Annotated in this window: 19 protein-coding genes; 14 read left to right on the forward strand and 5 right to left on the reverse strand. The window is 52.7% G+C overall.

Annotated features, from left to right (window positions below; translation table 11 throughout):
• Positions 1-185: 185 nt before the first annotated feature.
• Entirely contained in the window at positions 186-1,904 is a 1,719-nt protein-coding gene (locus tag NMD08_RS01735) for a DUF4153 domain-containing protein (protein ID WP_370619435.1), read from the forward strand.
• Between the two features lie 87 nt (positions 1,905-1,991).
• Here NMD08_RS01735 and hslO read toward each other — a convergent pair whose 3' ends face one another.
• The 4 genes from hslO to igaA all read right to left on the reverse strand — a co-directional run bounded on the left by hslO (position 1,992) and on the right by igaA (position 6,173).
• On the reverse strand, positions 1,992-2,870 hold the full coding sequence (gene hslO / locus NMD08_RS01740) for an Hsp33 family molecular chaperone HslO (protein WP_151216858.1): 879 nt from the start codon (positions 2,868-2,870) through the stop codon (positions 1,992-1,994).
• A 24-nt stretch (positions 2,871-2,894) separates the two neighbouring features.
• Entirely contained in the window at positions 2,895-3,296 is a 402-nt protein-coding gene (hslR, locus tag NMD08_RS01745; protein ID WP_151216857.1) for a ribosome-associated heat shock protein Hsp15, read from the reverse strand.
• Between the two features lie 10 nt (positions 3,297-3,306).
• Complete coding sequence (gene yrfG / locus NMD08_RS01750) at positions 3,307-3,975, reverse strand: GMP/IMP nucleotidase (protein ID WP_151216856.1); 669 nt, start codon at positions 3,973-3,975, stop codon at positions 3,307-3,309.
• 62 nt (positions 3,976-4,037) lie between these two features.
• On the reverse strand, positions 4,038-6,173 hold the full coding sequence (gene igaA, locus NMD08_RS01755; RefSeq protein ID WP_370619437.1) for an intracellular growth attenuator protein IgaA: 2,136 nt from the start codon (positions 6,171-6,173) through the stop codon (positions 4,038-4,040).
• A gap of 322 nt (positions 6,174-6,495) precedes the next feature.
• Between igaA and nudE the strand changes: the two genes are divergently transcribed.
• Complete coding sequence (nudE, locus tag NMD08_RS01760; protein WP_016154795.1) at positions 6,496-7,056, forward strand: ADP compounds hydrolase NudE; 561 nt, start codon at positions 6,496-6,498, stop codon at positions 7,054-7,056.
• Between the two features lie 87 nt (positions 7,057-7,143).
• On the opposite strand, the gene mrcA is transcribed toward nudE, so the two are convergent.
• The gene (mrcA, locus tag NMD08_RS01765; RefSeq protein ID WP_187253794.1) at positions 7,144-9,696 is read right to left on the reverse strand and encodes a peptidoglycan glycosyltransferase/peptidoglycan DD-transpeptidase MrcA; all 2,553 of its coding nucleotides are present in this window, start codon (positions 9,694-9,696) and stop codon (positions 7,144-7,146) included.
• 120 nt (positions 9,697-9,816) lie between these two features.
• Here mrcA and NMD08_RS01770 point away from each other — a divergent pair, with 120 nt between their 5' ends.
• The 12 genes from NMD08_RS01770 to trpS all read left to right on the forward strand — a co-directional run bounded on the left by NMD08_RS01770 (position 9,817) and on the right by trpS (position 19,982).
• On the forward strand, positions 9,817-10,596 hold the full coding sequence (locus NMD08_RS01770) for a DNA utilization protein HofM (RefSeq protein ID WP_151216854.1): 780 nt from the start codon (positions 9,817-9,819) through the stop codon (positions 10,594-10,596).
• Positions 10,596-11,135, forward strand: coding sequence for a PilN domain-containing protein (locus tag NMD08_RS01775; RefSeq protein WP_151216853.1), 540 nt, complete (start codon positions 10,596-10,598; stop codon positions 11,133-11,135). Before NMD08_RS01770 ends, NMD08_RS01775 begins: the two co-directional genes overlap by 1 nt.
• Positions 11,119-11,574, forward strand: a complete 456-nt coding sequence (locus NMD08_RS01780) for a hypothetical protein (protein ID WP_370619439.1) — start codon at positions 11,119-11,121, stop codon at positions 11,572-11,574. Before NMD08_RS01775 ends, NMD08_RS01780 begins: the two co-directional genes overlap by 17 nt.
• Entirely contained in the window at positions 11,564-11,977 is a 414-nt protein-coding gene (locus NMD08_RS01785) for a HofP DNA utilization family protein (RefSeq protein ID WP_187253790.1), read from the forward strand. Before NMD08_RS01780 ends, NMD08_RS01785 begins: the two co-directional genes overlap by 11 nt.
• Positions 11,880-13,127 (forward strand): DNA uptake porin HofQ, encoded by a 1,248-nt coding sequence (gene hofQ / locus NMD08_RS01790; RefSeq protein WP_151216850.1) that lies wholly within the window; start codon positions 11,880-11,882, stop codon positions 13,125-13,127. The genes NMD08_RS01785 and hofQ overlap by 98 nt, the downstream gene beginning before the upstream one ends.
• A 404-nt stretch (positions 13,128-13,531) precedes the next feature.
• The gene (gene aroK / locus NMD08_RS01795; protein WP_003023552.1) at positions 13,532-14,053 is read left to right on the forward strand and encodes a shikimate kinase AroK; all 522 of its coding nucleotides are present in this window, start codon (positions 13,532-13,534) and stop codon (positions 14,051-14,053) included.
• A gap of 57 nt (positions 14,054-14,110) precedes the next feature.
• Positions 14,111-15,199, forward strand: coding sequence for a 3-dehydroquinate synthase (aroB, locus tag NMD08_RS01800; protein ID WP_370619441.1), 1,089 nt, complete (start codon positions 14,111-14,113; stop codon positions 15,197-15,199).
• Positions 15,200-15,295: 96 nt separating this feature from the next.
• The gene (gene damX, locus NMD08_RS01805; RefSeq protein ID WP_370619443.1) at positions 15,296-16,585 is read left to right on the forward strand and encodes a cell division protein DamX; all 1,290 of its coding nucleotides are present in this window, start codon (positions 15,296-15,298) and stop codon (positions 16,583-16,585) included.
• A 117-nt stretch (positions 16,586-16,702) separates the two neighbouring features.
• Positions 16,703-17,539 (forward strand): adenine-specific DNA-methyltransferase, encoded by an 837-nt coding sequence (dam, locus tag NMD08_RS01810; RefSeq protein ID WP_151216847.1) that lies wholly within the window; start codon positions 16,703-16,705, stop codon positions 17,537-17,539.
• A 17-nt stretch (positions 17,540-17,556) separates the two neighbouring features.
• Positions 17,557-18,234, forward strand: a complete 678-nt coding sequence (rpe, locus tag NMD08_RS01815; protein ID WP_003023561.1) for a ribulose-phosphate 3-epimerase — start codon at positions 17,557-17,559, stop codon at positions 18,232-18,234.
• Entirely contained in the window at positions 18,227-18,985 is a 759-nt protein-coding gene (gene gph / locus NMD08_RS01820; RefSeq protein ID WP_003837920.1) for a phosphoglycolate phosphatase, read from the forward strand. The genes rpe and gph overlap by 8 nt, the downstream gene beginning before the upstream one ends.
• On the forward strand, positions 18,978-19,982 hold the full coding sequence (trpS, locus tag NMD08_RS01825; protein WP_151216845.1) for a tryptophan--tRNA ligase: 1,005 nt from the start codon (positions 18,978-18,980) through the stop codon (positions 19,980-19,982). Before gph ends, trpS begins: the two co-directional genes overlap by 8 nt.
• Positions 19,983-20,138 lie beyond the last annotated feature (156 nt).

Here is a 20,138-nt window from a genome sequence, read left to right on the forward strand (position 1 = left end):
TAATGAAGAGTGTTTTTGGCGGGAATCTTGTGAGTGTAATCGCATTCACGTAAGAAAATAACGTAACTCATACATAAACAATATCGATTCACTTCCCGTCGTTTTAGTCTGAAATTAGCCTGCCAATGCTCAAAATTGTGAAGTTGATGCGATAATTACCTTTTCTCTTCATTCTGGATGACGACATGGATAGTGTTGAACTTTCACGTACCACTCGCTGGGGCATGATATCAATTGGCCTGTTACAGGGAATGTTGTGCTACCTGCTGATAACCTTTCTGGCGCCGCATAACGACGGCTGGTTGTTTTGTGGCATGCCCGCGACGATTGCTTTCTCCTCGGCGCTTTTACTCACCGTTGTCTCGTTCAAACAACGTGCGCTGTGGTACTGGATGGCGTTGATTTTTGTGGCGGTGCTGGCGATGAGCGTCTGGCTGAAGTGGCAAGTTGAGGGTGGAGATAAGTGGCGGCAGCAGGAAACCTTTTTTCTCTACGGCTGGCGCTTGTTGTTGATGGCAATGCTGGCGTTGCCGTGGATTCAGTACTCGCTTCGCGCGTCCCGCCAGCAGACGCGCTATGCGCAATTTTATACGCAATTGTGGCTTAACGCGTTGACGCTGCTGATTGTGTTCATTTCCAACGGGTTGTTCTGGATGGTGCTCCTGCTGTGGAGCGAGATGTTTAAACTCGTCGGCATTACCTTTTTTGAAACGCTTTTTTTTGATACCGACTGGTTTGCCTACATCGTATTAGGCCTGATTACCGCGTTGGCGGTCGTACTGGCGCGTACGCAGTCGCGTCTGGTTGCGGCGGTACAAAAGCTGCTGACGTTAATCGCCACGGGTTTGCTACCTCTGATAGCGCTACTCGCGCTGATGTTTATGCTGACTTTGCCTTTCACCGGGCTGGAGGCTATTTCGCAGCGGGTTTCAGCGGCGGGGCTGATGTCAACGCTGACGTTTAGCCTGCTGCTGCTCATGGCCATGGTGCGCGAGCCACAAAAGGAAGCTCTACCTTATCCTGGCGCGTTACGCTATCTCATCAAATGTGCTCTGGCTGTCGCACCTATCTATACGCTGATTGCCGGCTGGTCACTGTGGGTGCGAATTCAGCAGTACGGTTGGACCCCTGAGCGTCTGCATGGCGTATTGGTGGTCTGCGTACTGTTGGTCTGGTCGTTTGGCTATCTGGTGAGCATTTTACGCCGGGGACGCAACCCACTTGAGATTCAGGGAAAGGTCATTCTCGGCGTTTCGTTACTGGCATTAGGGTTACTGGTTCTGCTCACGTCGCCAGTGATTGATGCCTGGCGCATTAGCGTCAACAGCCATATGGAGCGCTACTACAGCGGGAAAATCAAAGCAGATCAGGTTAGCCTGTATATGTTGAATCGCAGCGGGAAGCCGGGGCGTGCGGCGCTGGAAGCGTTACAAAAAGATGAGGCATTCAATAAGGATAGCAAGCGTAAACGTGACTTAAACGCCATTCTTCAGGAGGATCGCGATCCTGTTCAGAACCTGACTACCACTCAGTTAGCGCCGAAAGTCATGATCGCACCGGGGAGCAAGAAACCCGATGATACCTTCTGGACGTTTATCAAAGGACAACGCTATCGTATTACTTCCTGCGTTGAACAGGACGCATGCGTGCTGGTCGATCAGGACCTCAATGCGGATGGTCAACCTGAGCAGGTGCTGTATGCCTTTGGCGATGGCGAAACACTGGTCTTCGGCAGGAAGGAGGATAAATGGGTTCTCATCGCGTCCGCTCAGCTACCAGAAGGGTTCAATAAAGATAAATTGCTCAAGGCGGTGGCGAATCATCAACTGGATTCAGCTCCCAGAGTCTGGCGGGATATCACTATTGATGGCACCCGGTTACCGATGAATTATTACAACGAGTGAGCTTGTTGCGGATAGGTTTTTTGCCGGGTGGCGAGGCGTACGTCTTATCCGGCCTACAACCGTTTACCTGTAGGCCGGATAAGAAGATTAATGTACCTGCGGGTCTGCCGGGGAGGCGTTGCTGCGGATCTCAGCAATGTCCATGGCGTTAAACAGATAGTGGCTACCGCAGTAATCGCAGTGCATATCAATCTCGCCTTCTTCCGCCAGAATGCTGTCTACTTCTTCGTCCGGTAGCGTTTTCAGTGCGCCAGCGCAGCGTTCGCGTGAGCAGGTGCATTTGAACTCAACGTCCTGCGGATCGTAGAGGGTAACCTCTTCTTCGTGGTACAAGCGCCACAGCACTTCGTTGGCCGGCAGTGTCAACAGCTCTTCAGTTTTGATGGTTTCGGTCAGGGCGGTCAGGTGATCGAAATCATCGGTCTGTGCGTTTTGCGCCGGCATGACCTGCAGCAGCATTCCGCCAGCCGCGGGTTTGCCATCGACGTCGCCAGTGCGGATAAACAGACGCGTTGGCAGCTGTTCAGAACGCATGAAGTAGTCTTCCAGGCAGGCAGCCAGCGTGTCACCTTCCAGACCGACCACGCCCTGATAGCGCTCGCCTTCTTCCGGGGTTATGGTGATCACCAGGTAGCCATTACCCACCAGCGTTTTCAGATCTGCGTCTTCAGGGATATCGCCCTGCATGCGGGCCACGCCGCGCATTTGTTGGTTGTTGTTGCCGTTAATGACGGCCAGGCTCAGCGGACCGTCGCCCTGCAGCTGTACAGTGATATCACCAGCAAACTTCAGCGTGGCGGTAAGCAGGCTGGTGGCGACCAGCAGCTCGGCCAGCACGTTTTTGACTGGCTGCGGATAAGTATGGTTTTCGAGGATCTGTTGCAGGGTTTCCGAAACGGTCACCAGCTCGCCGCGCACGGCAAAGTTTTCAAACAGATAACGATGTAATTGGTCATGTTGCGGCATAATCATCTCTCTTGCAGGTGACAGTCACTCGCTGTCGCCATGTTTAAATCGTAACAGGTCGCGGCGCTCTTTCTTGTCCGGTCGCCTGTCCGGGTGCGGCATGGTTAACGCGTTAAGTTTACGCGCCAGTGCCACTTTTTCGCGTTTTTCCACGCTTTCCGCGGTTTCTTCATACAGCGTAACGGCTTCCGTGGCCGGGCGACGCTGCTCGGTAATAGCCTTGATAATGACCGTTCGTTCGTCATTTCCCTGGCGCAGGGTGAGGGTGGCGTTCAGCTCGACAATCTTGCTCGGCTTGCTGCGTTGGCCGTTGTAATGCACCTTACCGCCTTCAACCATTTCGCGGGCTAGCGCACGCGTTTTGTAAAAGCGAGCAGCCCACAGCCATTTATCCAGCCTGACTTCAACAGGGGGCTTTTCTTTCATGGCGTCTCCTTCACATCAGTGAGGGGATCAGTCGGCGGTAGTCATTCAGTGACGGGTGGCGTGCATACTGTTTTTCCGCAATGCCAGAATCGGGATTGGTTACGCCGAGGCAGTAACGAATACCGTACAGAGCAGCGGCATCGAGAATGGGTTCGCTGTCGTCAATAAACAGCGTCTTCTCTGCACTCATTCCCGTTTCTTCAGCCACAGCGTGCCATAACCGCTGATCCTCTTTGGGATAACCAAATGTGTGGGTGGAAAGTAATAAATCAAGGTGTGAGGCCAGACCGGTGTGCTCCAGCTTCACCGCCAGGTTATGCGGATGCGCATTGGTGAGCAAAATACGACGCTTGCCGCTGGCTTTTAAGGCATCAAGAAACGGTACGGTATCTTCACGTAAAACGGCGCGTGGTCCCTGTTCCGTTGTCATCGCGCAAATATCCAGATCCAGGCATTCGCTCCAGTAATCCAGGCAATACCAGTTCAGCGTATGCTGCACGGCGTGATACTGCTGACGAATATAGGCCTGGGCTTCCTGGGGAGAGATACCCTGCTTCGCGCCATAGGTTTCAGGCACCAGTTTTTGCCAGAAATAGTTATCGAATGCCAGGTCGAGCAACGTGCCGTCCATATCTAACAACACGGTGTCGACATCCTGCCAGGCAATATTGATCTGCATGGAAACTCCCCAGAAGAAAACATGATGCGCGACAGAGTAGCATATCCTGTCGCGCGAGCGTGTTATCTAATCAGGCTTTCCGTGTCGTCAATCAGCGTAGGATTCAGGCAGCTTTCGTAGTAGCTCTGAATTTCCGCGATGCGGGTGCGATGACGCTGGTAGCGTCTGAATGCCTGTATGCTGTTGTAGATAGCGCATCCGAGCATCGAGAACATCAGCAGCGTTGTGCCAAGGTAGCGCCATAATCCTGAACGGTCCGGGATACGGTGAAGGCCAATGTGCTGGGTTCCATTGGCGTCGGTCGAAATATTGGTGACGATCCCCTCCGCACGAAACGGCGTCTGCATCAGCATCTGCGCCAGTCGCTGGAAGGCGTTCCACTGTTCCTGTGGGGGATAGTCATATAGCGAAGTCGTCGGCCACGGTTGATCGACCAGATCGCTGCCTTCGTCGCTGATAATCAGGAAACCGCCGGGCGCAGGGCTATTCAGCGCCTGGGCCGCTCGCGCTGTCTCGCGAGAAATAAACGGTGCCGTAGAGGTATTCACCAGATTATCCAACGACTCCGCGCTTACCGGACGCAGCAGCACGTTCACGCCATCCAGTTTACCTGCGTTCGCCCGTTTCACCAGCGCCGCCCAGTCTTTACTATTACCCAGGTTCACCAGCGCATTTTTTAATCGTACACATTCATCTTTGGCCGCGCAAAGATCGGCCGTTTTCAGGACTATCTCGCCAAAGTCGTCCAGTAACACCATGCCGGATTTTTGGATTGCAGAGCGTAACGATGCGCTAACACGAGAGTCATCATCCGCTTTGGGATGCAGTTGTCGGTTCACGGCCTGTGTCAGCGCGATGGCTTTATTCACCAGCTCGGATTCGGGCAGCGGCAATGCGCGCGCGTCATTCCAGATAATTTGCGTGCAATCGAAAGGCATAAACGGTGTGGAAGGCTGAGCATTCCAGCTCCCCTGGGTATGAATGTTACACATACCCGTCCCGCTCAGTTGCAGCGTGTCACCCACACGAACGCCTGCGTTTTCAAGTTGTTTAACGCTGGTGGCTTCGATAGTTTGCGCCCCCTTCATCCAGGAAAGCGTAAGCTTTATCGGCATATCCAGCGGGATCCAAACAAGCAGCATCAGCAGTACCAGCAACGAGCCGCCTGCGATGACGGCATTGCGTAACCAGTGCTGTAACGGGAAGTTTTTGACTTCGTCATGCAGGGATAAAAAGCGTCCCTGGCGGACAACGTGGCGATCGAGATAAATATCGATATCTGTTTGCTGGCCGAGATCCTGCGCAATGTAAGGCTGCCAGTGACGTGGATAAATCAGATCAATAATGCCCAACGAGATATTATTAATTTGCTCCTGATCGTTTTCGCCAAACAGCCCCCAGCGACGCGGAGTCCCGCGCAGACAATGAATTTCCCGCAGGGCGGTTTTCGACGGCGGGGCGAAAAGCCCCCACAGACCCGCAGCCAGCAGCAGCACGGCGCCACCGACCGTCCACGGAACAAACGTATCCGGGATTATCAAACAGAAGAAGAACAACAGGAATGATGCGGCAATTAACAACGCTTCGCGCAGTCCAGACGGACGACTGAGCGCATATTCTTCATGAGTTTCCTGGCGAATATTCAGCAGTTCAATCTGCTCGCTTTCTTCACCACGAATGGACGCTTGGGTAGAGGCGGTGTGCTGTAGCGCATAGCCACGCGCTTCCTGCATATATTCCTGCAGCGTATGGCCGTTCAGAGAGATAACCAGCGGTATCGTATTGGTGTGGATTAGCTCAACGCTGTTTTCGTCATTGATGTATTGTTCCCAGAAGGGGGGAAGATGTACCTCAACGGAATCAAGATAGTAACGCCATTTGTTAGGATCGTCGGTGGTAATGCCGTAACGTGTAATCGCGTGCGTAAGCACGATGACGCTATTACTTTGGGCATTCAGCGTTAGCGATACTGGCGCGGAGCTGGCACCCGTTGGGCCGGGTACCTGCTGAATTTGACTAAGGCTTTCGAGATAATTTTCGACTGCACTGCGCTCTTCTGGCGTAAGTTTACGTTCTGAGGCGTCTGAGAAGACGTTGCTCAAAGGAAAATTTTTCCGCCTGGTTTTTGTTCTGAGTAGCCATCCTGCAAGCAATGAGCAGGCCAGCAAAGCAGTTAAAAAAATCAGAATGGTGCTCATGCTTTCCCCATCTTACTTAGTCTGTCAGGCGTGGTCAGTCGCACCCTGTTCAATATTCGTGATTCTGTGGTTGGCTATCGGCAAGTGTGGAGTCGAACTTGAGCATCTTTAAGTACAGCCCAGTAAATGCGAATCATAGCAAAATCACTAAAAATGGAATATCAGCAAATTCCTGGAGTTATTTCAACCTATTGACTTTTAATTTGAAATAAGGATTAACTTTTAGTACGTTACATAAATGTAAATAAACGGCAATTCACATTGCCGAAACCTTGCGGCATGTCGCACAATAACCCCAGATTTCACAGCAAAGATCCTCACAATGAGCAAATCATTACAGAAACCCACGATTTTAAAAGTGGAAACCGTCGCCCAATCCCGGCTGTTTAAAGTCGAAAGCGTGGACCTTGAGTTCAGCAATGGCGTCCGCCGCGTTTATGAACGTATGCGCCCTTCCACGCGTGAAGCGGTAATGATTGTGCCGATTGTGGACGATCACCTGATCCTCATCCGTGAATACGCGGTTGGCACCGAATCTTATGAACTGGGTTTTTCTAAGGGGTTAATTGACCCTGGCGAAAGCGTCTATGAAGCGGCAAATCGGGAACTAAAAGAAGAAGTAGGGTTTGGCGCAAAAGATCTGACGTTTTTGAAGAAACTCAGCATGGCGCCGTCCTATTTCTCCAGCAAGATGAACATTGTGGTGGCAGAGGACTTATATCCTGAATCACTGGAGGGCGATGAGCCTGAGCCATTACCGCAAGTGCGCTGGCCGCTGGCGCATTTGATGGATCTGCTGGAAGATCCTGATTTTCACGAAGCGCGTAATGTGAGTGCGCTGTTCCTCGTGCGCGAATGGCTGAAAGGGCAGGGGCGGCTTTAATTGCGATTGCCGGAACTCGGCTAACGCCTGCTCCGGCCTACAGCGAGTAAGTGAATAATAAAAAAGGCGCCTAAGCGCCTTTTTTGATCAGAACAGTTCGTGCGTCTCACCATTATCGATAATGGTCGTCCCCACCTCATGCACTGCCTGCTGCGTCGGCTGAGTGCCTTCAATGAAATACTCTGCGCGGCTGTTACCACCGCTTGCCAGTTGACCGGTGCTGCGATCGATATTGACCGTCACGATGCCCGGAGGCGGCGTCAGCGGCTGCTCAGGCACACCTTCCAGCACGGACTTCATGTAGGCATCCCATGCAGGCTGCGCACTCTTCGCGCCGCCTTCGTAACCGGAGATTTGGTCTTTGATCGCCCCGGAGGCCGTTGTGTGACCAAGGTTGCGGCGATGGTCGTCAAATCCGATCCAGACCGATGTCACCACCCCCGGCCCGTAGCCGGAGAACCACGCATCTTTAGAGCTGTTGGTGGTCCCGGTTTTCCCGCCGATATCATGGCGCTGTAGATCGCGACCTGCACGCCAACCGGTTCCCATCCAGCCTGGCTCACCAAAGATATTGGTGTTCAGCGCGCTTTTAATCAGGAAGGCCAGCGGCGTGTTGATCACGTGAGGCGCGTACTCCTGCGTTCCGCTTTGCGCAACCAGCGCCTGGTTAGCTTGCTCAAGCTGCGGCATTGGCACGGCGGCATTCTGCTGTTCCTGCGAGACGGCGACATCTTCTACGTTATTGTTTTCCAAAACGTTAGATTTCTGGGTGTCACCATAAATCACTGGAATATCACATTCCGGGCAGGCAATTTTTGGCTTCGCCTCGAAGATCACGCCGCCCATATCGCTTTCGATCTTGCTGATGAAATACGGATCGACCAGGAAGCCGCCGTTAGACATCACCGCGTAACCGCGCGCCACCTGTAATGGCGTGAACGAGGCAGAACCCAGCGCGAGCGACTCAGTGTGCACAATGTTCTGCGCCGGGAAGCCGAAACGTTGCAGATACTCTGCCGCGTAATCCACGCCCATTGCGCGCATGGCGCGTACCATCACCACGTTTTTCGACTGGCCCAGACCCTGACGTAAGCGGATAGGACCAGCATACTGCGGCGGTGAGTTCTTCGGCTGCCAGTCAGAACCGGCACCAGCATCCCAGCGGGAGATCGGCACGTCATTGAGCATGCTCGCCAGCGTCAGACCTTTATCCATCGCGGCGGTATACAGGAAAGGTTTGATGTTAGAACCTACCTGGCGTAACGCCTGGGTGGCACGGTTAAACTTGCTTTGGTTGAAGTCAAAACCACCAACCAGTGCCAGCACCGCGCCGTTTTGCGGATTGATGGAGACCAGTGCGGAGTTGACATCCGGCACTTGCGCCAGCCACCAGGCATTGCCAACCTGGCGTACCCAGATTTGCTGCCCGGTTTGTACCACATCGGTCACTTTACGCGGCGTTGGGCCTTGCTGGGTATCCGAGCGGTAAGGACGCGCCCAACGCATGCCATCCATCCGTAATGACACTGACGTACCATCCGCTAGCGCGGCAATGGCTTCCTGCGGATTGGCGCTGGTAACAACCGCCGGTAATAGCGGTCCATAAGTCGGCAACGCTTTCAGCGTATCGGTGATTTTTTTACTGTCCCAACTGCTTTCGCCCACTTTCCACAGCACGTTCGACGGGCCGCGGTAGCCGTGACGCATGTCGTAATCCATCACGTTGTTACGTACTGCCTGCTGAGCTGCCTGCTGTACTTTACGCGTAATGGTGGTGGTAATGCGATACCCGTCTTCATAGGCTTTCTCGCCATAACGGTTATACATCTCCTGGCGCACCATCTCAGACAGATACGGTGCAGAGAAAGCGATTTCCGGCGCGTGATAGTTGGCGTCAATCGCTTCATTACGCGCCTGGTCGTACTGGGCCTGCGTGATGTAGTTTTCGCTCAACATGCGCGACAGCACGACGTTACGTCGCGCGGTTGCCCGGTCCATCGAATAGAGTGGGTTGAAGGTTGACGGCGCTTTTGGCAGACCGGCAATCACTGCAATTTCACTTAAGCTAAGCTGATCAACGGTCTTACCGAAATAGACCTGCGCGGCAGCACCCACGCCATAGGCGCGATACCCCAGGTAAATCTTGTTCAGATACAGCTCGAGGATCTCATCTTTACTCAGCAGTTGTTCAATGCGGATCGCCAGGAACACCTCTTTGATCTTACGCATCAGCGTACGTTCTGGGCTGAGGAAGAAGTTTCTCGCCAACTGTTGGGTAATGGTGCTCGCCCCTTGCGACGCGTGCCCAGAGAACAACGCGACACTGGCCGCACGGAAGATCCCCACCGGGTCTACCCCATGGTGATCATAAAAACGGCTGTCTTCTGTGGCGATAAAGGCTTTAACCATTACTGGCGGCATCTGATCCAGCGTGACCGGGATTCGACGTTTCTCGCCATATTGCGCGATCAGCTCGCCGTCAGCGCTGTAAACCTGCATCGGGATCTGTAAACGCACGTCTTTGAGCGTCGCGACGTCAGGTAATTGCGGCTCAATATAGCGATAAAGGCCATAAATCGAGCCTGCTCCCAGCAGGATGCAACATACTGCAAGGATTAATAAATACTTTACGAACTTCACTGGAGATTTCCCATTTAGTGGCATTTGGGCAGTTTATAAACAAACGCGCGGTAGTATAAAGGCAAGCCAGACGCATTGATATACCCGTTAAAGCAACGGGTGATACGGAGATCATCAGCAATGGCTTTCAATATCTGGAAAATTGGTCTGCATATTCAGCAACATGAAGCGCTGGCAGTCGCCGCTGTTCGCGACGCATCCGGTTGGTTTCTACAACGCTGGTGGCGCATACCGCTGACGCCTCAGGTTATCGTCGATGGCCACATTCGCGAGCCTGAACAGCTTGTCGCTGCGCTACTGCCGTGGAGCCGTGAGCTTCCTCGCCGACACCATATTCATCTTTCCTTTCCCGCCAACAGGACTTTACAAAAAAAGTACCCTCGTCCGGATATGACATTACGCGAGCCGGAGCAAACCGCATGGTTATCCGGTTCGATGGCGCGTGAATTGGATATGGCACCAGATGCGCTGCATTTCGATTATAGCGAAGACGCATTGAGCCCGGTGTTTAACGTCACTGCCGCGCAAAGCAAAGAGATTTCAACACTGCTGACGCTTATTCAAACGCTGAAAGTGCAGGTTACGGCGATTACCCCGGATGCCAGTGCGTTACAGCGATTTATTCCCTATTTGCCAGAACATCAACAGTGTTTGGTATGGCGTGATGACGCCCAGTGGCTGTGGGCTACCCATTCGGCATGGGGACGTAAATCAACGGGTGATATTGGCAGTATCGACGAGCTTGCCGCGACATTGTCTCTTCCCACGACAGCCATTGCGCTATGTGACCCCGACGGCTTCGATCCGTTAAGCGTGGTATCCGTGCGCCAGCCGCCCATTCCCACGCAAAGCCATCGTTTCGCCATTGCTTTGGGACTCGCTATGGGAGGCGTGTGCTAATGATAGCGACCATCAACCTCCTCCCCTGGCGCCAGACGCGACGACGCGCCTGCCTGCGTTTCTGGGGCGTTTTATTTAGCGCTTCGCTAGTGCTTAGCATTGGCGTGTTGTTGCGCTATTGCAGCGTTTTTTACATAGAAACCCGGATTGAATTGTTGCTGGCTGATGCCGAAAAGACGCGAGGCGAGGCCTTAATGGCGCTAAAGCCGCGCATGAAGCATCGCCAGCAACGATGGCTGCAGGTAAAAGAACGAAACAGGCAGCGTGAGCAGACCCGAAGCTGGCAGCTGGTTTTGCAAGGGCTAGCGGAATTACTGCCAGAGCAGGCGTGGTTTACAAAAATCACCTGGCAGCAGGAGACGCTGGAGCTGACGGGAAACACGCTGAATTTTGCGGCGCTAAAGACGCTGGAAGCGCAATTACGCCAGCCGTCGCGGTTTCAGTTGAACAGCCCAGGGGAAACGCAGCAGGATGCGCAGGGACGCTGGCAATTCCACTATCGACTAACGCGGAGCGGTGCGCATGATAACGCTCTGTGATAGCTGGTTAGCACAGTCGCCGCGCTTTCGGCTCATTTGCTGGTGTGGCTGGCTGCTGGGACTGCTTATCGCCGTCTTGCTCTGTCTTCATCCCGTCGCGCAGAAACGGGTGATGCATCAAGAGGCGCTCAACCAGCAACGTGCGGCCATGCAGACACAATGGCGAAATCTATATTTGCTGGCGACATCATCAGAAGCTCCTGAAGAGCCGCTGATTCCGTTCTCTCCGCTGCTGTTTCAGACTCTGCACACACGTCTTCTCCACTGGCAGCCCTCCGCTCAGGGTGGAGAGATGACGCTCAAGCCAGCCTGGGATGCCATCCCGCTGATGTTTGTCCAACTGGCGGAGCAGGGAATGAACGTTAGCCAATTTTCTCTCAGCCAGGAAGGAGCTGAATTGCTGCTAACGCTACAACTGGAGCGCCTGAATGACGGTTAAACGCTGGTTGTTGGCATGCGTAAGCGTACTGGTGCTCACCGGTATGCGTAATCCCTTCCTGCCGCCGGAAGACCACTGCCAAATTGCTGAACTGTCAGCATGGCGTTTTCAGGGAATGGTGAGCCAGGACACACGACCCATCGGCATCGTGCAGGATAACCAACACAAATGGCGGCGAGTGGAGCGAAATGAGGTCCTGAAAAACGGTTGGAAAGTGGCACAGATAACAGCTCAGAGCATAACCCTCGACATAGGGAAAAACTGCGAGCCACCACAGTGGCAGTGGCAACGACAAGGAGCGGTAAATGAAGCGAAGGATGGCGTGGATAGTGATAATGGTAATGGTCGTGATTCCCAGCGTGCTGGCGGGGAAATCACAAAACGTGACGCTGGTGGTCGATGAAGTGCCGGTTGTGCAGGTATTGCAGGCATTAGCTGAACAAGAACAGAAAAACCTAGTGGTTTCACCGGATGTTAGCGGTGTGCTGTCACTGCATCTGACGAATGTGCCCTGGAAGCAGGCATTGCAAACGGTAGTGAAAAGCGCCGGGCTGGTATTACGCCAGGAGGGCAATATTCTGCATGTGCATTCTGTTCAATGGCAGAGTGAAAATGCGGCCCGCCAGGAAAATGAGCAGGCACGGACTCAGGCCAGTTTACCACTGGAACATCGCAGCATCATTTTGCACTATGCCGATGCATCCGAGCTGGCCAAGGCCGGAGAAAAGCTGCTTAGCGCCAAAGGCAGCATGACGGTGGATAAACGAACCAACCGTTTACTGCTGCGTGATAATCGCGTTGCGCTTAACGCACTGGAAAAGTGGGTGGCGCAAATGGATCTGCCGGTTGCACAGGTTGAGCTGGCGGCGCATATCGTCACAATTAATGAAAAAAGTTTACGTGAGCTGGGGGTTAAGTGGTCGCTGGCTGACGCACAGCAACTCGGTACGGTGGGTAATGTTACAACGCTTGCCAGCGATCTCTCTGTCGCCACCGCTACAACCCGTGTAGGATTTAACATTGGCCGCATTAACGGTCGTTTACTCGAACTGGAACTGTCTGCGCTGGAGCAAAAACAGCAGTTGGATATCATCGCCAGTCCACGTTTACTGGCTTCTCACCTGCAACCTGCCAGTATTAAGCAGGGTAGCGAAATCCCATATCAGGTCTCCAGCGGTGAAAGCGGCGCGACATCCGTCGAGTTTAAAGAAGCTGTATTGGGGATGGAGGTAACGCCTACCGTGTTGCAGAAAGGACGAATCAGGCTGAAACTGCATATCAGCCAGAATGTTCCCGGGCAGGTGTTACAACAGGCGGATGGCGAAGTTCTGGCTATAGATAAGCAGGAAATTGAAACGCAGGTCGAGGTAAAAAGCGGCGAAACGATTGCCCTGGGCGGGATTTTTTCACACAAAAATAAATCCGCTGCCGACAGCGTGCCGCTGTTAGGCGATATTCCCTGGCTTGGCTCTCTCTTTCGCCATGATGGAAAAGAAGACGAACGGCGCGAATTAGTGGTGTTTATTACGCCCAGACTGGTTTTAACGGAATAACTTATGCATGAAAAGCCGTTGTTTTTGCACTGAACACGTTTCAGGGATTTGACGTGCGGGAGTATTTAGCATACAAGGAGTACCGATTTGAGCGTCGGTACTTTTCTTTACTTATGCGGCAATGAATACGCTTTGCCTTTCCGGTGGTGTGTCATAGGCTTATTTCGTGTCATTTGGCTGCGCGATACGTCGCCAGGTCTGATGTTTGCAGGGTAGCATGCCTGCCACGACCAGAAATGCGTAAGGTTTGGTGATTTATTCAGTTGCCAAACCCGCTTGAGTATTGAGATAATTTTCAGTCTGACTCTCGCAATATCTTATGAGGTTTCAGTTCATGTCCTGCTGCGCTGGGTGTCTGCGAAGCGGGTTTACCATTAACGAATAGTCTTAGTAGTACCGAAAAAATGGCAGAGAAACGCAATATCTTTCTGGTTGGGCCTATGGGTGCCGGAAAAAGCACTATTGGGCGCCAGTTAGCTCAACAACTCAATATGGAATTTTACGATTCTGATCAAGAGATTGAGAAACGAACCGGAGCTGATGTGGGCTGGGTCTTCGATGTAGAAGGTGAAGACGGCTTCCGTGATCGCGAAGAAAAAGTCATCAACGAGTTGACGGAAAAACAGGGTATTGTGCTGGCAACTGGCGGTGGCTCTGTAAAATCACGTGAAACACGTAACCGTCTCTCCGCGCGTGGCGTCGTGGTCTATCTTGAAACGACAATTGAAAAACAACTTGCGCGTACTCAACGTGACAAGAAACGCCCGCTGCTGCAGGTAGAATCACCGCCTCGTGAAGTTCTGGAAGCGTTGGCTGACGAACGTAATCCTTTGTATGAAGAGATTGCTGACGTGACCATTCGCACCGACGATCAGAGCGCAAAAGTCGTAGCAAACCAGATTATTCATATGTTGGAAAGCAACTAATTCTGGCTGAATACACACTCGTCTGCGGGTACAAGTAACTAAGGTGGATGTCGCGTAATGGAGAGGATCACAGTCACTCTCGGGGAACGTAGTTACCCTATCACCATCGCGGCTGGTTTGTTTAATGAGCCAGCTTCATTCTTACCGCTGAAATCGGGCGATCAGGTTATGTTGGTGACCAACGAAACCCTGGCTCCCCTTTATCTCGATAAGGTTCGCGGCGTACTTGAACAGGCGGGTGTTAACGTTGATAGCGTTATCCTCCCCGATGGCGAGCAGTATAAAAGCCTGACGGTTCTGGATACGGTTTTCACTGCGTTACTGCAAAAACCACATGGTCGTGATACCACGTTAGTCGCACTTGGCGGCGGCGTGATTGGCGATCTGACCGGTTTTGCGGCAGCCAGCTATCAGCGCGGTGTTCGTTTTATTCAAGTCCCAACAACCCTGTTGTCGCAGGTCGACTCTTCCGTTGGCGGCAAAACCGCCGTAAACCATCCCCTCGGTAAAAACATGATTGGCGCGTTTTACCAACCGGCCTCTGTGGTGGTGGATCTCGATTGTCTGAAAACGCTTCCTGCGCGTGAGCTGGCATCGGGCCTGGCGGAAGTGATCAAATACGGCATAATTCTTGACGGTAAGTTTTTCAGCTGGCTGGAAGACAATCTGGATGCGTTGTTGCGTCTGGACGGTCCGGCGATGGCGTACTGTATTCGTCGTTGTTGTGAGCTGAAAGCAGAAGTTGTCGCAGCAGACGAGCGCGAAATGGGCTTACGTGCTTTACTGAATCTGGGGCACACGTTTGGCCATGCGATCGAAGCTGAAATGGGTTATGGCAATTGGTTACATGGTGAAGCAGTTGCAGCAGGTATGGTAATGGCTGCCCGTACGTCTGAACGCCTGGGTCAGTTTACCTGTGCTGATACGCAGCGCATCATTACGCTGTTACAGCGAGCAGGCTTACCGGTTAATGGGCCGCGTGAGATGTCTACCGAGGCTTATCTGCCGCACATGCTACGAGATAAAAAAGTGTTAGCGGGAGAGATTCGTTTAGTGCTTCCGCAGGCTATAGGGAAGAGTGAAGTGCGCGGCGGAGTGTCGCACGAGGTGGTTCTTAACGCTATTGCTGATTGCCAGCTGGCGTAACAACAAGAAAGGTCTGGCTTACGTTGCGAAACGTAGGTCTTTTAGCTTCAGGTTATGTGCAAAGTCGTAAGCATTAACCTTTGAGTGGGGTGTTAAATGGATGAATTCAAACCAGAAGACGAGCTGAAACCCGATCCCAGCGATCGTCGTACTGGTCGTTCTCGTCAATCGTCTGAACGCGATAATGAGCCGCAAATCAATTTTGATGATGTTGATCTGGATGCTGACGATCGCCGTCCTGCGCGCGCACGTAAAGAGCGTGAAGAAGAGCGGGACATTGAAGAAGAGTATGAATCTGAAGACGATAACGTGGATGAAGAGCGTGTAGAACGCCGTCCGCGCAAGCGTAAGAAAGCCGCCAGTAAGCCTGCCTCACGTCAGTATATGATGATGGGGGTCGGTGTTCTGGTGCTCCTGCTGCTGATTATCGGTATCGGTTCTGCGCTGAAAGCCCCCTCATCATCTTCTTCCAATGAGCAGGCAGCATCTGGTGAGAAGAGCATCGACCTTTCTGGCAGCAATGCAACGGATCAGGCGAGTACGACTACGCATGCAGCGGGCGCTGAGCAAACTGCGGGCAATACCCAGCAGGATGTTTCCCTGCCACCGATTTCCTCCACGCCGACTCAAGGTCAGACACCTGCGGCAACCGAAGGCCAACAGCGTGTTGAAGTGCAGGGCGATCTGAACAACGCTTTGACGCAACCGCAGGGTCAGGAGCAGGTTAATAATGTTGTAGTTAACTCTACGCTGCCGACCGAACCTGCGACCGTAGCTCCCGTTCGTAATGGTAATGCTGCGCGCCAGACTGCGAAAACGGAAACGACTGAACGTCCTGCTGCTACGCGCCAGGAACGTAAACAGGCTGTTATTGAGCCGAAGAGCAAGCCGCAAACCACGGTGAAAACAACGCCGGCAGAGCCGAAACCTGTTGTTCAGGCAAAACCAACCGCAACTGCACCGACGACCACAACTAAAGCGCCAGTGGTAACCGCTACGCCGAAAGCAACCGCGGCGACGACGCCAGCCCAGACTGCAACGCCTGCGCCAACCGCGACGGCAACAACGTCAACACCTGTTGCTGGCGGAGCGAAAAGTGCTGGAAATGTCGGCGCGTTAAAAGCTGCGCCGTCCAGCCATTACACGCTGCAGCTCAGCAGTTCTTCTAACTACGACAACCTGAACGGTTGGGCGAAGAAAGAAAACCTGAAGAACTACGTGGTGTACCAGACGACGCGTAACGGTCAACCGTGGTATGTTCTGGTGACGGGCGTTTATGCCTCTAAAGAAGATGCGAAACGTGCAGTGTCTACGTTACCCGCCGATATTCAGGCGAAAAACCCGTGGGCAAAACCGCTGCACCAGGTTCAGGCCGATTTGAAGTAAGATAGGATATGTTCTGCAATGGTTTGCTGTTTCGCCCAATTGCGGGACAAAGACTAAAGCGCAGGATGCTGTCGGAGCTTTCTCCACAGCCGGAGAAGGTGTAATTAGTTAGTCAGCATGAAAAAAAATCGCGCTTTTTTGAAATGGGCAGGGGGGAAATATCCCCTGCTTGATGATATCAAACGGCATTTACCTCAGGGTGAGTGCCTGATTGAACCCTTCGTGGGTGCCGGGTCGGTGTTTCTCAACACCGACTTTTCTCGTTATATTCTTGCCGATATCAACAGCGACCTCATCAGTCTCTATAACATCGTGAAGACGCGTACCGATGAGTATGTGCAGGCTTCACGCGAGCTGTTTATGCCTGAAACCAATCAGGCTGAGGTGTACTATCGGTTCAGAGAAGAATTTAATGCCAGCCAGGATCCGTTCCGCCGTGCAGTGCTGTTCTTGTATCTGAACCGCTTTGGTTACAACGGATTATGCCGTTACAACCTGCGCGGCGAGTTTAACGTACCGTTTGGTCGTTATAAAAAACCTTACTTCCCGGAAGCCGAGTTGTACCATTTTGCTGAAAAAGCGCAGAATGCGGAGTTCCATTGCCTCTCTTATGAAGAGTGTATGGATCGAGCAGACAGTAACTCTGTGGTCTATTGTGACCCGCCTTATGCACCACTTTCGGCGACGGCAAATTTCACCGCGTATCATACCAATAGCTTTAGCCCGAAAGAGCAGGCGCATCTGGCCCAGATGGCAGAAAAGCTGGTCAGTAAGCAGATCCCGGTGTTAATTTCGAATCATGACACGCCCGATACCCGTGAATGGTACAGCGCGGCGAAACATTTTCAGGTCAAAGTGCGGCGCAGCATTAGCAGCAATGGCGGCACGCGTAAAAAGGTGAATGAACTGCTGGCACTGTATAAACCAGGAGTTGTAACGCCTGCGAAGAAATAATTCTCAAGGAGAAGCGGATGAAACAGTATTTGATCGCCCCCTCAATTCTGTCGGCTGATTTTGCCCGCCTGGGTGAGGACACCGCGAGAGCGCTGACTGCCGGAGCCGACGTCGTGCACTTCGATGTCATGGACAATCATTACGTACCGAACCTGACCATCGGCCCGATGGTGCTGAAATCGTTGCGTAAATATGGCATTACCGCCCCGATTGATGTTCACCTGATGGTGAAACCGGTCGATCGTATTGTCCCGGACTTCGCCGCAGCCGGCGCCAGCATCATTACTTTTCACCCGGAAGCCTCCGAGCATGTCGATCGCACTTTACAGCTGATCAAAGAACATGGCTGTAAAGCGGGCCTGGTATTCAACCCGGCAACGCCGCTGAGCTATCTGGACTACGTCATGGATAAGCTCGACGTGATCCTGCTGATGTCCGTTAACCCAGGTTTTGGCGGGCAGTCTTTCATCCCACAAACGCTGGATAAGCTGCGTGAAGTACGTCGCCGTATTGATGAGTCTGGCTACGATATCCGTCTGGAAGTGGACGGCGGCGTCAAGGTGAACAACATCGGTGAGATCGCGGCGGCGGGTGCAGATATGTTTGTCGCAGGCTCTGCTATTTTCGACCAACCAGACTACAAAAAAGTCATTGATGAAATGCGCAATGAACTGGCGAAGGTAAGTCATGGATAAGTTTCAGGATATTCGGGGCGCTGCATTTGACCTCGACGGCACGCTGGTCGACAGCGCGCCGGGATTAGCCGCAGCGGTGGATATGGCGCTGTATGCGCTGGAACTGCCGGTGGCCGGTGAAGAACGTGTTATCACCTGGATTGGTAACGGTGCAGATGTACTGATGGAGCGCGCGCTGGCGTGGTCTCGTCAGGAGCGCGCGACATTACGTAAAACAATGGGTAAACCACCCGTTGATGATGATATTCCCGCCGAGGAACAGGTGCGGATTTTGCGCAAGCTGTTCGACAGATACTACGGCGATGTCGCAGAAGAGGGGACATTCCTGTTCCCTGATGTAGCCGATACGTTGGGCGCGCTGCATGCGAAAGGATTGCCGCTGGGTCTGGTGACTAACAAACCGACCCCGTTTGTCGCGCCATTGCTTGAGGCGTTAGATATCGCCAAATACTTTAGCGTGGTCATCGGTGGCGACGACGTGCAGAATAAAAAACCCCATCCGGATCCGCTGCTGCTGGTGGCAAGTAAGCTTGGCATCAAGCCTGAGCAAATGCTCTTCGTAGGGGATTCACGCAATGATATTCAGGCGGCAAAAGCTGCTGGTTGTCCGTCCGTTGGCCTGACCTATGGCTACAACTACGGCGAGTCGATCGCGCTGAGCCAGCCCGACGTTATTTACGACCGTATTAATGAACTACTGCCCGCTCTCGGGCTTCCGCATAGCGAAAATCAGGAATCAAAAAATGACTAAGCCCATCGTTTTTAGTGGCGCACAGCCCTCAGGTGAATTGACCATTGGCAACTATATGGGTGCGCTGCGTCAGTGGGTGAGCATGCAGGATGACTACCATTGCATCTACTGCATCGTTGACCAACATGCTATCACCGTTCGTCAGGACGCTCAGCAGTTGCGTAAAGCAACGCTGGATACGCTGGCGCTATACCTGGCATGCGGTATCGATCCTGAAAAAAGCACTATTTTCGTCCAGTCTCATGTGCCGGAACACGCACAGTTAGGTTGGGCACTGAACTGCTACACCTATTTCGGTGAGCTGAGCCGTATGACCCAGTTCAAAGATAAATCCGCACGTTATGCGGAGAACATTAACGCCGGGCTGTTTGATTATCCGGTACTGATGGCGGCAGACATCCTGCTGTATCAGACCAACCAGGTCCCGGTTGGCGAAGATCAGAAACAGCATCTGGAGCTGAGCCGCGACATCGCCCAGCGCTTCAACGCCCTGTATGGCGACATCTTCAAAGTGCCGGAGCCGTTCATTCCTAAATCCGGCGCGCGTGTGATGTCGCTGCTGGAGCCGACGAAGAAGATGTCAAAATCTGATGACAACCGCAACAACGTTATCGGCCTGCTGGAAGACCCGAAATCTGTCGTCAAAAAAATCAAACGTGCGATGACCGACTCGGAAGAGCCGCCAGTTGTTCGTTACGATGTGAAAGAAAAAGCGGGCGTTTCCAACCTGCTGGATATCCTCTCTGCCGTCACTGGCCAGAGCATTCCGGAGCTGGAAAAACACTTCGAAGGCAAAATGTATGGCCATCTGAAAGGCGAAGTTGCTGAGGCTGTTTCCGGCATGCTAACTGAGCTTCAGGAGCGTTATCACCGTTTCCGTAACGATGAAGCTTTCCTGCAGAAAGTGATGAAAGACGGTGCTGAAAAAGCCAGCGCCCGTGCGTCTGTTACGCTGAAAGCCGTTTATGAAGCCATTGGTTTTGTCGCCAAGCCGTAATACGCGCTGCAGTTCTGAAGAAACCGGGGTATACCCGGTTTTTTTTCGCCTGTTTGTTTGTGAATAGCAAAAACTGTGAAGCACCTCGCCGTTTGCATATTTCCTTGTTGCGCTATATTTTCATTTTAATGAAGATATAAATATTCAATTTACTGA

It is taken from the genome of Citrobacter meridianamericanus (assembly GCF_041320245.1).
GTDB classification, from domain to species: domain Bacteria; phylum Pseudomonadota; class Gammaproteobacteria; order Enterobacterales; family Enterobacteriaceae; genus Citrobacter; species Citrobacter meridianamericanus.

Coding starts and splice junctions, on each gene's coding strand:
- NMD08_RS01735 (WP_370619435.1), top strand. CDS start 186: ATGGATAGTGTTGAACTTTCACGTACCACTCGCTGGGGCATGATATCA.
- hslO (WP_151216858.1), bottom strand. CDS start 2,870: ATGCCGCAACATGACCAATTACATCGTTATCTGTTTGAAAACTTTGCC.
- hslR (WP_151216857.1), bottom strand. CDS start 3,296: ATGAAAGAAAAGCCCCCTGTTGAAGTCAGGCTGGATAAATGGCTGTGG.
- yrfG (WP_151216856.1), bottom strand. CDS start 3,975: ATGCAGATCAATATTGCCTGGCAGGATGTCGACACCGTGTTGTTAGAT.
- igaA (WP_370619437.1), bottom strand. CDS start 6,173: ATGAGCACCATTCTGATTTTTTTAACTGCTTTGCTGGCCTGCTCATTG.
- nudE (WP_016154795.1), top strand. CDS start 6,496: ATGAGCAAATCATTACAGAAACCCACGATTTTAAAAGTGGAAACCGTC.
- NMD08_RS01770 (WP_151216854.1), top strand. CDS start 9,817: ATGGCTTTCAATATCTGGAAAATTGGTCTGCATATTCAGCAACATGAA.
- NMD08_RS01775 (WP_151216853.1), top strand. CDS start 10,596: ATGATAGCGACCATCAACCTCCTCCCCTGGCGCCAGACGCGACGACGC.
- NMD08_RS01780 (WP_370619439.1), top strand. CDS start 11,119: ATGATAACGCTCTGTGATAGCTGGTTAGCACAGTCGCCGCGCTTTCGG.
- NMD08_RS01785 (WP_187253790.1), top strand. CDS start 11,564: ATGACGGTTAAACGCTGGTTGTTGGCATGCGTAAGCGTACTGGTGCTC.
- hofQ (WP_151216850.1), top strand. CDS start 11,880: ATGAAGCGAAGGATGGCGTGGATAGTGATAATGGTAATGGTCGTGATT.
- aroK (WP_003023552.1), top strand. CDS start 13,532: ATGGCAGAGAAACGCAATATCTTTCTGGTTGGGCCTATGGGTGCCGGA.
- aroB (WP_370619441.1), top strand. CDS start 14,111: ATGGAGAGGATCACAGTCACTCTCGGGGAACGTAGTTACCCTATCACC.
- damX (WP_370619443.1), top strand. CDS start 15,296: ATGGATGAATTCAAACCAGAAGACGAGCTGAAACCCGATCCCAGCGAT.
- dam (WP_151216847.1), top strand. CDS start 16,703: ATGAAAAAAAATCGCGCTTTTTTGAAATGGGCAGGGGGGAAATATCCC.
- rpe (WP_003023561.1), top strand. CDS start 17,557: ATGAAACAGTATTTGATCGCCCCCTCAATTCTGTCGGCTGATTTTGCC.
- gph (WP_003837920.1), top strand. CDS start 18,227: ATGGATAAGTTTCAGGATATTCGGGGCGCTGCATTTGACCTCGACGGC.
- trpS (WP_151216845.1), top strand. CDS start 18,978: ATGACTAAGCCCATCGTTTTTAGTGGCGCACAGCCCTCAGGTGAATTG.